The following is an 11,523-nucleotide window of genomic DNA, read 5'->3' on the forward strand; positions in this document are numbered from 1 at the left end:
TCGCGCTTCGTTAACCCTACCCGGGGCCTAATGGCATCTCGCCATCCGGGTCTCCCCCACATGCACGCCCCTCGACCGGCCAAGACCGCCCGCACGCGCCTCACGGTGCTGCTCGGATGCGGCTGCGGGCTGACGGCGCTCTGGGCCGGGGCGGCGACCTACGCCCTCGTCTTCCACGACGCGGTGCTGGCCCGCTTCCTGGCGCGGCAGGGCGTCCCGCAGGCCCGCTACGAGGCCCGCATCGCCGACATGCAGGCCCGGCTCGACCGGGCCGCCTCGGACCGCTCGCTGACGCGCGAGGCCGTCGAGGTGCGCCTCTCGGAGCTGGCCGAGCGCCAGGCCGCGCTCGAGAAGCGGCAGGCGGCGCTCGCCGAGATCGCGGCGGCGCCGGCGGCCGAGCCGGAGGCCGGGGCATTGCCGGCCGCCGATTCGGCGCCGCTCGACGCCCTCGACCTTCGCACCGGCGACGGGCCCGCGCCGGCCGAGCGCCACTCGGCGCACGGCCTCGGGCCGCGGCTCGCCGCCTTCGAGCGGAGCCTCGACGTTGTGGCCAAGGCGCAGTCCCGCGGCCTGCAGGCGATCACGGCGCGGGCCGGGCGCGGCGCCGGGCAGCTGAAGAGCCTGCTCGCCCGCACGGGCGTCGATCCGGCGCGCTTCGAGCGGCCGGTTGCCGGGCTCGGCGGCCCGCTGGTGCCGGTGAGCGCCGATGCCTTCGCGATCGATCTCGCCCGGGCCCAGCGCGTCCTCGGGGACGAGCAGCGCCTGCGCCGCGTGACCGGGACGCTGCCCCTGCGGCGGCCGCTCCTCGGCGCCTACGCCCTGTCGAGCGGCTTCGGCACCCGGATCGATCCCTTCACCCGTGGCCTCGCGCTGCATACGGGCCTCGACCTCAAGGCCGAGACCGGCGAACCCGCACGCGCCACGGCGCCGGGCCGCGTCACCGCCGCGGAAGCCGCCGGCGGCTACGGCAACATGGTGGAGATCGATCACGGACACGGCGTCACGACGCGCTACGCCCATCTCGCGCGCCTCGGCGTTGCGCCGGGCCAGTGGGTGCAGGCCGGGGACGTCGTCGGCCGGGTCGGCTCGACGGGCCGTTCCACCGGCAGCCACCTGCATTACGAGACGCGCATCGACGGCGAGCCGGTCGACCCGCAGCGCTTCCTGCGGGCCGGCGCGCAGCTCGACGCGTGGCAGTTCAACGTGGACCGGTGAGCGCGCCCGGCGGGCGGCCCGCGTGACGTGGCCCGGCCGGCCTCAGTCGATATCCTCGACCGCCCCGGCGCCGCCGTAGACGCGCTGGGCCAGCGAGGCTTCCATGAACGGGTCGAGATCGCCGTCGAGCACGTCGTCGGGGCTCGTCGACTGGGTTCCCGTGCGCAGGTCCTTCACGAGCTGGTAGGGCTGCAGCACGTAGCTGCGGATCTGGTGGCCCCAGCCGATATCCGTCTTGGCGGCGGCCTCGGCGTTGGCCTTCTCCTCGCGCTTCTTCAGCTCGGCCTCGTAGAGGCGGGCGCGCAGCATGTTCCAGGCGGTCGCCCGGTTCTTGTGCTGCGAGCGCTCCTGCTGGCAGGCCACCACGATGCCGGTCGGGTTGTGCGTGATGCGCACCGCCGAATCGGTCGTGTTGACGTGCTGGCCGCCCGCGCCAGACGACCGGTAGGTATCGATGCGGCAGTCGGATTCCTTGATCTCGATCTCGATCCGGTCGTCGATGACCGGGTAGACCCAGACGCTCGCGAAGCTGGTGTGGCGACGCGCGCTCGAATCGTAGGGCGAGATCCGCACGAGCCGGTGCACGCCCGACTCGGTCTTGAGCCAGCCATAGGCGTTGTGGCCCTTGATCAGGAGCGTGGCACCCTTGATCCCGGCCTCCTCCCCGTCGGACCATTCGACGATCTCGACCTTGTACTTCCGGCGCTCGGCCCAGCGGGCATACATGCGCTGGAGCATGTTGGCCCAATCCTGGCTCTCGGTTCCGCCCGCGCCCGAATGCACTTCGAGATAGGTGTCGAAGCCGTCGGCCTCGCCCGAGAGCAGGCTCTCGATCTGGCGGCGCGCGGCTTCGGCCTCGACGGCCCGGACCGACGCCTCGCCCTCCCGGATCGTGCCCTCGTCGTCCTCGGCCTCGCCGAGCTCGATCAGGGTGTGGGCGTCGTCGAGGTCCTGCTCCAGCCGCTTGATGGCGGAGACCGCCTCGTCGAGCTGCGTGCGCTCGCGCATGACCTTCTGCGCGGCCTCGGCGTCGTTCCAGAGTTCGGGGTCCTCGGAGGCCGCGTTCAGCTCCGCGAGGCGTTTCTCGACGGTATCCCAGTCAAAGATGCCTCCTCAGCAGTCCGATCGACTGCTTGGCGGCATCCGAGGCTTGTTCGATCTCGGCGCGCATCTTGGGGTGGGTCGCTCGTTCGCGTGGGCCGCCCGTCCGGGGGCGTGGACCGGCGTGATACCGGCGCGCCGGAGCGCTGTAAACGGCGCGTCTGCGACGCGCGGACCCGCGGGCAGGCGAAACTTACCCGCTCTCGGACGTTGTCGGGCGAACCGATCTGCAGCCTGTGAGGGACTTCGATGGCGAATTCGAGCACGCACGACGACGAGGCGACTTGGAAGGCGTTCGGCGAGGCGGTCAATATGACGCCCGCCGCGCTGCGCAAGCATCTCGACAGCGAGGCGAGCCAAGCCGTCGGCCAGAAGACGGATGGCGGGGAATCGACCGGACACCGGGAGGGCCGCCGCATCCTCGAGATCAAGGACAAGGCGAAGAGCGACCTCAGCGAGGACGATTACGCCCACATGCGCAAGGTCGTCTCCTACGTCCACCGCCATCTCGCGCAGGGCGGCAAGGCCCGCAACGATCCCGATTCACCCTGGCGGATGTCGCTGATGAACTGGGGCCACGATCCCATGAAAGACTGACGCCCCCGGTTCGGCCCGCGTGAAATTCGGCTAAGCGGGGCGGATGGCCTGGCGTCGGTTCTCGGTGGCATTCCTCGCGCTCGTCCTTGTCTGCGGCGGCGCGACCCTGGTGTTCGGGCGCCTGCCCGCGGCCGCGCGCTGCCGGCCGAGTTCGGTGCCTGACACCTTCCTGGCGGAGTGCCGCGGCATCGGCGATTACGAGCACGCGGCCTTCGCACTCGGGCTGGAGCCGGCGGCGGTGGCGGCGCTCGGCCGGGCGCAGGTGGTCGTGCTCGGCAATAGCCGGGCCCAGTTCGCCTTCTCGACCGAGGCGGCGGCGCGCCGCTTCGCGGAGGCCGGCATCCCATTCTACCGGGCCGGCTTCGGCTACGCCGAGGGCAGCGCCTTCGCCCTGACGGCGCTCGCGCACGCCGGCAGCCGGCCGCGGGCGCTGATCGTCAATGCCGACCCGTTCTTCACGGACCGGCTCTCGCAACCCGCGACGCGCCTGCGCGACGCGCCGGCCCAGGCCTATGTCGCGGCCCTGCGCACCAAGCTGGCCCTCGAAATCCGGGCGGCCCTCTGCGGGCGATGGGAGAGCCGCCTGCTCTGCCGTGGATCGAGAACGGCGCTCCACCGGGTCCGCTCCGACGGCGCCTGGGCTTGGCAGGAGAGCCTGCGCCCGGCTGGGCCTGCCACGCAGATCGATGCCGAGCCCGGCGCGCCGATCGCGGAGCCGGGCCCCGGGACGGCCGCACGCGCCCTGGCCTTCCTGGCGGCGCTCGGCGTGGAGCCGGGCTGCCTGTTCCTGACGGCCGTGCCGAACTCGCAGGACAGCGCGGATGGCGCCGCGGCGCGGCTCGCCGCGGAGATCGGGGCCCGGCTCGTCCTGCCGAGGGTCGCGGGCCTGGGCACCATCGATGGCTCGCACCTCGACGGCCCGAGCGCCGAGCGCTGGTCCGCCGCCTTCCTCGACGCGGCGGAGCCCGGCTTGCGGGCCTGCCTCAGCGTCCCGGCGGCGGCCCGATCAGGGCCGGAGCCAGCACAAACTCCTTCGGCCGCCGCCGAGCGCCGAAGCGCCCCTCACTGAGGCTGTCGCTGTAATAGTCGAAGCCGGTCAGCCCGAAGCCGCCGCCGTTCATCACGTGCGGCACGGGAATCGCCGGCACGGCGCCGAGATCCGGCCGGAAGGGCGGCACCACGGGCTGGCCCGTGCCCGGGTCGGTCTGCAGGACGGTCGGGCCATCCGGCGCGGTGTAGTAATAGGGTACCGGCTGGGCCGGCGCCGGGCCGGCGGCGAGGCCGAGCAAGCTCGCGGCAAGGGCGGTTCTGTAGGCGGCGTTCACGCTTTTGCTCCGCTGCGTCGCTCGGGCGGCCCGTTCGGGGCGACGCCTGACTATGGACCAGGGCGTGGCCCGTTGTCCGTTGCGCCGGCGCATCCGCCACAGGAAAGTCCGATGGTGCGGCCGGTGACGCGAGGCCCGCCTGCGAAACGCGAGAGGCCGGGCATGCCCGGCCTCGGATCCCGTCGGCGGGCCGCGCATCTGGCTCAGCCCATGGCCCAACCCTTGTCTCAACCCTTGGCCCGTACCACCACCTGCTGCTCGCGCGCCACCGGGTCGCAGCGCGTGTCGAAGGCGTTCAGCACGAGGGGACGGGAATCGCAGACGTAGCCGACTTCGGGGCCCGGCGCCGGAACCGGATCGCGGGCGATGATCGGGTTCGGCGCGCAGGCGCCGGCGGCGGCCGTGAGCAGAAGGGCGGCGAGAAGGTTCAGGCGGCGCATACAACCCTCGGACGCGGGTCTCGGAAAAGTCCGGCTCGACCCTGCGGACCGTGGCGGCACCTGACAAGCGCCGCGAGCTGCGCGGCGCCGCTTTGCCGGAGCCTGTCTCCCCGCCGCAACATGGCGGCGGGGCCCGAATGCCCCGGCCCGCGTCGAGGGAAACCCGATCCTCGACGGTGCGCGACCCGGTCCGTGCGGGATCGCATGCGGGTCCCCTCCCCCGTTCGGGAGGGAGGCCGGCCGGCGGGCCGAACGGGTGCCCGGAACGGGCGTCAGACGGCCTTGGCCATCGGCACGACGTTGTGCAGCGTCCGGTCGGAGGTCTCGAAGAAGCGCCGGATGTTGCGCGCGGCCTGGCGGATGCGCTGCTCGTTCTCGACGAGCGCGATCCGGACGAACTCGTCGCCGTACTCGCCGAAGCCGATGCCGGGCGCCACCGCCACATCCGCCTTCTCGACGAGGAGCTTCGAGAATTCGAGGCTGCCGAGCGCCCGGTACTTCTCGGGGATCGGCACCCAGGCGAACATCGAGGCGGTGGGCGTCGGGATCTTCCAGCCCGCCTTCTCGAACGAATCGACGAGCACGTCGCGGCGCTTCCGGTAGATCGCCCGCATTTCCCTGATGCAATCGTCGGGTCCGTTGATGGCGGCCGTCGCCGCGACCTGGATCGGCGTGAAGGCGCCGTAATCGAGGTAGGATTTCACGCGGGTCAGCGCCGCGAGCAGCCGCTCGTTGCCGACCGCGAAGCCCATGCGCCAGCCCGCCATCGAGTAGGTCTTCGAGAGCGAGGTGAACTCGACCGTGCAATCCATCGCGCCCGGCACCTGCAGCACGGAGGGCGGCGGCTCGCCGTCGAAATAGACCTCGGCATAGGCGAGGTCCGACAGGAGGATGATCTCGTGGCGCTTCGCGAAGGCGACGAGGTCCCGGTAGAAGTCGAGCGACGCCACGTAGGAGGTCGGGTTCGACGGGTAGCAGACCACGAGTGCGACCGGCTTCGGGATCGAGTGCTGCATGGCCCGCTCGACCGCCGGGAAGAAGGCCGGCGTCGGCTCGGCCGGGACCGAGCGGATCACGCCGCCCGCCATCAGGAAGCCGAAGGCGTGGATCGGGTAGCTCGGATTCGGCACCAGCACCACGTCGCCCGGCGCCGTGATGGCCTGCGCCATGTTGGCGAAGCCCTCCTTGGAGCCGAGCGTCGCCACGACCTGGGTGTCGGGGTTGAGGGTCACGCCGAAGCGGCGCTGGTAGTAGCCGGCCTGGGCGCGGCGCAGCCCCGCGATGCCCTTCGAGGCCGAGTAGCGGTCCGTGCGCGGCCGGCCCGCGGTCTCGACGAGCTTGGCGATGACGTGCTTGGGCGCGTCGAGATCGGGGTTGCCCATCCCGAGATCGATGATGTCGGCGCCATTGGCTCGGGCCGCCGCCTTGATCCGGTTCACCTGCTCGAAGACGTAGGGGGGCAGGCGCTTGATGCGGTGGAAGTCGGTCATGGCCTTCAAAGTGTCCATCGGCGCGGATCCCGTTCTGCGCGCTTCACGCTGTCGTCGCGGCGGGATCGGCCTGTCTAGCATCTCAGGCCGATGCCGCCGACCCCAAAAACGCCCTACTCGGCCGGCGCCGGCTTCGGCGCGGCGAGGCTCTTGACGCCGCCCTTCGCGGCGCCCTCCGCCGCACGCCCCTGCGCCTCGTTGCGGTTGCGGGCCCCTTCGAGCTCGGCCTCGAGCGCCTTCTGGCCCTCGGCCGACTTCGCACGCACGGGACGCGCCGGGGCCGAAATGCCCACCGGCAGGAAGTCGCCGCCCCCCTTGCGGGATTCGGTGACGAAGTCGGGCGCGGCGATGGGCTTCGCGCCGTAGCCGGACTCGATCGCGGCCGCCCGAAGGGGATTCACGTCGCCCGAGCAGGCTGCCGAGGCCGCCGTTCCGATGACCGCGAGGGCGCGCAGGACGAGGCGGGAGGGAAACATGGCGTTCTGTTTCGACAATTTGCGCGGCGCTCTGGCGGAATGTCGAGGTGGAGCGTTAATTTGTCGGAAACGAGGCTTCAGGAACGCTTTGTCCGTCTGGAGCCGGCCGCGGAAGCCGAAGGTGCGCGGAAGACAGGGAGTGACGCACGCGTGACGACGCAGAAGACGACGCCGCAGCTGCCCGACATCGAGGCGCTGTCGCGCAATGCCAGCCTGTTCGTGGAGGAGTTCGGCCGGACCGCGGCCACCTACATGAAGCCGATCGATGGGGACGGGGTGCCGGCCGGCCCGTCCGAGGAGGTGGGCGACATCGTGCGGACGCTCGGATTGGTGGCCGAGAAGTGGCTCTCCGACCCGCAGAAATCCCTCGAGGCCCAGACGAAGCTCAGCGAGTCGTTCATCAATCTCTGGGGCTCCACCTGGTTTCGCCTGCAGGGCGAGGCGGCGCCTCCGGTTGCGGTGCCGGAGCCCAAGGACAACCGCTTCGCCCATGCCGACTGGTCGACGAACCCGGTCTTCGATTTCCTCAAGCAGAGCTACCTCATCACCTCGCGCTGGGCGGAGGACCTCGTCGAGAACGCCGAGGGCATCGACGAGCACACCCGCCACAAGGCGCAGTTCTATCTGCGCCAGATCGTCGGCGCGCTCTCGCCCTCGAACTTCGTGCTGACCAACCCGGAACTGATCCGCCACACCTTCGACGAGAGCGGCGCAAACCTCGTACGCGGCATGAAGATGCTCGCCGAGGACATCGAGGCCGGCAAGGGCGAGCTGCGCGTCCGCCAGACGGACCCCTCCGGCTTCGAGGTCGGCCGCAACGTGGCGGTGACGCCCGGCGAGGTCATCTTCCGCAACGACCTGATGGAGCTGATCCAGTACGCGCCGCAGACCGAGACAGTGCTGAAGCGCCCGTTCCTGATCGTGCCGCCCTGGATCAACAAGTTCTACATCCTCGACCTCAACGCGCAGAAGAGCCTCATCGGCTGGATGGTCTCGCAAGGGCTGACGGTGTTCTGCATCTCCTGGGTCAACCCGGACGAGCGCCACGCCGACAAGGATTTCGAGAGCTACATGCGCGAGGGCATCGAGGCGGCGATCGATGCCATCGGCACCGCCACCGGCGAGACCGAGGTGGCGGCCGCCGGCTACTGCGTCGGCGGCACCCTGCTCGCCGTGACCCTTGCCATGCAGGCGGCGACCGGCAACCGGCGCATCAAGAGCGCGACGCTGCTGACCACGCAGGTGGACTTCACCCATGCGGGCGACCTCAAGGTCTTCGCCGGGGAGGATCAGATCAAGGGCATCGAGGCGCGGATGGCCAAGCAGGGCTATCTCGACGGCTCGCGCATGGCCAACGCCTTCAACATGCTGCGGCCGAACGACCTGATCTGGTCCTACGTCGTGAACAACTATCTGAAGGGCAAGGCTCCGATGGCCTTCGACCTGCTCTACTGGAATGCCGACGCCACCCGGATGCCGGCGGCCAACCACTCCTTCTACCTGCGCAACTGCTATCTCGAGAACAATCTCGCGAAGGGCAAGATGATCCTCGGCAACGTTCGCCTCGACCTCAAGAAGGTGAAGGTGCCGATCTTCAACCTCGCCACCCGCGAGGACCACATCGCGCCGGCCCGCTCGGTCTTCGAGGGCTCCGCGAAGTTCGGGGGCAAGGTCGATTATGTGCTGGCTGGGTCCGGCCACATCGCGGGCGTCGTGAACCCGCCCGCCAAGCCTAAATACGGCTTCTGGACCGGCGGCCCCGCTAAGGGCCGCCTGGAGGATTGGATCGCGGCGGCGACGGAGACGCCGGGCTCGTGGTGGCCCTACTGGTTCGCGTGGCTGGAGAAGCAGGCGCCCGAGCGGGTTCCGGCCCGCGAGCCCGGCTGCGGCGTCCTGCCCTCGCTCGGGCCGGCGCCCGGCACCTACGTGCGGGTGAAGGCCTGAGGCGCCGCGGCCTCGGGCGTCGAACGGACGAAGCCGGCGGGACGCCTCCCGCCGGCTTCCTCGTAACTGGAGCCGGCCGGCAGGCCGCCGTGCCGGCTTTCCGCTTTCAGAACTTGCGGATCAGCGGCGCCGGCGCGGGTGCGGGCGTCGGCTCGCCAAAGACGTAGCGGAAGCCGACCGAGACGATGTCGGCGCTGCCGTCTGCGTAGCCCGCGAAGGGGATGCTCTGGCCGAGCGCGTTGCGCACGTCGTAGTCGCGGCCCGCGCCCGCTAGGATCCGCGCCCTGTCGAGGAAGAGGTGCGAGTAGGCGAGGTTGAGCGTGAGCTTCTCGCTCCAGCGGTAGCTCGCGCCGACGGCGAGGTTCACGCGGTCGTTGTCGGGCAGGCGGACCGAGCGGTTCGAGAAGTCGATCGGCGATTGCTCGTAGGAGACGCCCGCCCGCAACGTCAGGGCCGGCGACCAATCGTACTCGGCGCCGACCGAGTAGAGGTAGCCGTCCTTGTAGTTCAGGGGCAGAAAATTCACCGGGACGCCGCGGGCGACCGAGACGACGCCGATCGTGCCGACCCTCGACCAATTGTCCCACTCGAAGCCGAAGTTCACGCGGAAGACCGGGTTGATCGCCTGGGTCACGCCGACGCTGAGTTTGTCGGGCGTGTTGAAATTCGCGCGAACCTGGCCGGCGACCGGCGCCAGGGCGACGAGCGGCACGCCGATCGAGCCCTCGATGTCGTGATGGACGGAGGAGCGGTAGCCGACGCCGAGCGCCGTGCCGGCCCAGGGAGTGATCAGCGCGCCGGCGGTGAATCCGACGTCCCAGGAATCGCCCTTCAGGAACGAGCTCGGCAGGATGGCCGGCGGGAGCGGCGGCGAGAGCGGCACGGCCTGCCGCAGGGTCAGGCGGAAATACTCGATGTTCGGGCCGGCCGCGACCGACAGCCAATCATTGACCTTGAAGCCGACGACGGGGTTGAAGGCCAGCGAGAAGATGCGGCTCGAGCGACCGTAGAGCTCGCCCGCCCAGACGTCGCGCGGCTTCGTGACGAGGCCGAACGGGGCGCCGGTCTGGATGCCGATCCAGAGGCGGTCGTTGAGCTGGTAGGAGGTGGCGCCGGAGGGCAGGACGGCACCCTGGCCGATTTCGCCCGAGCCGCCGAGGGCCGCGAAGCCCGGCGGGGTGCCGACGGTCGGGGTGATCTTGCCCGAGAGATTGATGAAGGTGAGGTTCTGCTCGGTGACCCAGCCCGGGCTCATCGTCACGGTGGCCGGGTTCCAGAACATCGACGAGACGCCGCCGGCGCCGGAGGCCGCGCCCGCATCGGCCATGCCGGCCGCGATCGTGCTCTGCTCCCGCAGGCCGAAGGCGCCGGCCATCGCGCCGCTCACCCCGAGCGACATGACCGCCCCCGAGACCCCGGCCAGTGCGAGCGCGCGAAAAGTCCTCGTCATGTCCGTTCCAACCTTGATCGCGGCACTCCTTATCCCGCCCCAGTACGGGTGCAGCGCCTTGCACATTACATTGCCCTGCTTGCGGTCATTTCGCAATCCCCGCAAGATTACAGTTTTCACATCGATTATGTCAAAACTTACTTGTAATACGGTAGTATAATGGCCGCGGCGTCAGGTAGCGTACCGTTCCGGCAAGATTCGTTTACATCTAAACGTTCTGCATCATCGTGCATGCCGCATTGCAGAATGCGCGGGTTCGGCGGTTTTGTGCCGATCGTGTGGGATTCCCGCAACAACCGGTCCGGCGCCGGACGCCCGCGCCGCCTTGACCGCGCCCGGCCCTGGACCACCTTCCGAGGGATCGGGATCGATCCTGCGGCGAGGGAGCGTTTGAGCGATGAAACTGGTGCGTCACGGAGCGGCCGGCGACGAGAAGCCGGGACTGATCGACCGGCAGGGCGGCCTGCGCGATCTCTCCAGCATCCTGCGCGACATCTGCGGCCCCGCCCTCGCCCCGGATGCGCTGCGCCGGCTCGGAATGATCGACCCGGAAACGCTGCCGCTCCTGCCCGCCGAGACCCGGCTCGGCCCCTGCGTCGGCGGCACGCGGAACTTCGTGGCGATCGGCCTGAACTACGCCGACCACGCCGCCGAGACCGGCGCGCCGATCCCCACCGAGCCCGTCCTGTTCAACAAGGCGCCCTCCTGCCTGTCGGGCGCGAGCGACCCCGTGATCCTGCCGAAGGGCTCGGCCAAGACCGATTGGGAGGTCGAGCTCGCTCTCGTGATCGGCGCCAGGGCTTCCTATGTCCACGCCAACGAGGCGATGGGCTACGTGGCGGGCCTCTGCATCTGCAACGACGTCTCGGAGCGCGAGTACCAGTTCGACCGCGGCGGCACCTGGAGCAAGGGCAAGGGCTGCCCGACCTTCGGGCCGCTCGGTCCCTGGCTCGTGACGCTCGACGAGGTCCCCGATCTCAAGCGCCTCGACCTCTGGCTCGACGTGAACGGCGAGCGGATGCAGACCGGCTCGACCGGCACGATGATCTTCGACCTGGCCCAGATCGTCGCCTACGTGTCGCACTTCATGATGCTGGAGCCCGGCGACGTCATCACCACGGGCACGCCCCCCGGGGTCGGCCTCGGGCGCAAGCCGCCGCGCTACCTCCGCAGCGGCGACGTGATGACCCTCGGCATCGACGGCCTCGGCGAGCAGCGCCAGGAGGTGATCGCCTTCGACGACTGGACCGCCAAGGTCGCGGCGGGCATGCCGACGAATTGACGGATGGTAGCGGCCCCGGGCCGGCTTGATTTTCCGGCCGAGTTCCGCCTTGTGGTCCCATGACGCAGAGCCCGGCCCCCCTGCCCTTGCCCGAACGACCCGCGATCCGCCACGACTGGAGCGTGGCCGAGATCCAGGCGATCCACGACCTGCCGCTCCTCGACCTCGTGTTCCGGGCGGCCGAGGTGCACCGCGCGCACAAC

General features: G+C 70.3%; 11 protein-coding genes and 1 pseudogene. 6 read left to right on the plus strand and 6 right to left on the minus strand.

The genetic code is table 11. The features are described from left to right. Positions 1-60: 60 nt before the first annotated feature. Positions 61-1,215 carry a M23 family metallopeptidase gene (locus WDW90_RS17040; protein WP_336488596.1) on the plus strand — a complete coding sequence of 385 codons (1,155 nt, stop codon included), beginning with the start codon at positions 61-63 and terminating at the stop codon, positions 1,213-1,215. A 42-nt stretch (positions 1,216-1,257) separates the two neighbouring features. Here the strand turns inward: WDW90_RS17040 and prfB are convergent. Next, a protein-coding gene (prfB, locus tag WDW90_RS17045; RefSeq protein WP_336488597.1) for a peptide chain release factor 2 occupies positions 1,258-2,386 on the minus strand; the annotation gives its coding sequence in 2 pieces (ribosomal slippage) (positions 1,258-2,316 and positions 2,318-2,386; 1,128 coding nt in all). Positions 2,387-2,565: 179 nt separating this feature from the next. Between prfB and WDW90_RS17050 the strand changes: the two genes are divergently transcribed. Both WDW90_RS17050 and WDW90_RS17055 read left to right on the plus strand, forming a co-directional pair. Beyond that, the gene (locus WDW90_RS17050; protein WP_336488598.1) at positions 2,566-2,913 is read left to right on the plus strand and encodes a DUF3140 domain-containing protein; all 348 of its coding nucleotides are present in this window, start codon (positions 2,566-2,568) and stop codon (positions 2,911-2,913) included. A 43-nt stretch (positions 2,914-2,956) separates the two neighbouring features. Continuing rightward, positions 2,957-3,982: a hypothetical protein gene (locus WDW90_RS17055; protein ID WP_336488599.1), complete on the plus strand. Its 1,026-nt coding sequence runs from the start codon at positions 2,957-2,959 to the stop codon at positions 3,980-3,982. On the opposite strand, the gene WDW90_RS17060 is transcribed toward WDW90_RS17055, so the two are convergent. The 4 genes from WDW90_RS17060 to WDW90_RS17075 all read right to left on the minus strand — a co-directional run bounded on the left by WDW90_RS17060 (position 3,897) and on the right by WDW90_RS17075 (position 6,644). Further along, positions 3,897-4,238, minus strand: coding sequence for a hypothetical protein (locus WDW90_RS17060; RefSeq protein ID WP_336488600.1), 342 nt, complete (start codon positions 4,236-4,238; stop codon positions 3,897-3,899). The genes WDW90_RS17055 and WDW90_RS17060 overlap by 86 nt on opposite strands. 227 nt (positions 4,239-4,465) lie before the next feature. Next, complete coding sequence (locus tag WDW90_RS17065; RefSeq protein ID WP_336488601.1) at positions 4,466-4,678, minus strand: hypothetical protein; 213 nt, start codon at positions 4,676-4,678, stop codon at positions 4,466-4,468. A 272-nt stretch (positions 4,679-4,950) separates the two neighbouring features. Beyond that, entirely contained in the window at positions 4,951-6,168 is a 1,218-nt protein-coding gene (locus WDW90_RS17070; RefSeq protein WP_336488612.1) for an LL-diaminopimelate aminotransferase, read from the minus strand. A 113-nt stretch (positions 6,169-6,281) separates the two neighbouring features. Further along, a complete protein-coding gene (locus tag WDW90_RS17075) occupies positions 6,282-6,644 on the minus strand; it encodes a hypothetical protein (protein WP_336488602.1) in 363 nt (120 codons plus the stop codon). Between the two features lie 150 nt (positions 6,645-6,794). Between WDW90_RS17075 and WDW90_RS17080 the strand changes: the two genes are divergently transcribed. Then, positions 6,795-8,588: a PHA/PHB synthase family protein gene (locus WDW90_RS17080; protein WP_336488603.1), complete on the plus strand. Its 1,794-nt coding sequence runs from the start codon at positions 6,795-6,797 to the stop codon at positions 8,586-8,588. A gap of 106 nt (positions 8,589-8,694) precedes the next feature. Here WDW90_RS17080 and WDW90_RS17085 read toward each other — a convergent pair whose 3' ends face one another. Continuing rightward, a complete protein-coding gene (locus tag WDW90_RS17085; RefSeq protein WP_336488604.1) occupies positions 8,695-10,038 on the minus strand; it encodes an OmpP1/FadL family transporter in 1,344 nt (447 codons plus the stop codon). Positions 10,039-10,435: 397 nt separating this feature from the next. Here WDW90_RS17085 and WDW90_RS17090 point away from each other — a divergent pair, with 397 nt between their 5' ends. Continuing rightward, positions 10,436-11,320 (plus strand): fumarylacetoacetate hydrolase family protein, encoded by an 885-nt coding sequence (locus WDW90_RS17090; RefSeq protein ID WP_336488605.1) that lies wholly within the window; start codon positions 10,436-10,438, stop codon positions 11,318-11,320. Between the two features lie 59 nt (positions 11,321-11,379). After that, positions 11,380-11,523: pseudogene (locus WDW90_RS17095) on the plus strand (biotin synthase BioB); the annotation flags it as partial.

It is taken from the genome of Methylobacterium nigriterrae, assembly GCF_037106235.1.
Taxonomy (GTDB): domain Bacteria; phylum Pseudomonadota; class Alphaproteobacteria; order Rhizobiales; family Beijerinckiaceae; genus Methylobacterium; species Methylobacterium nigriterrae.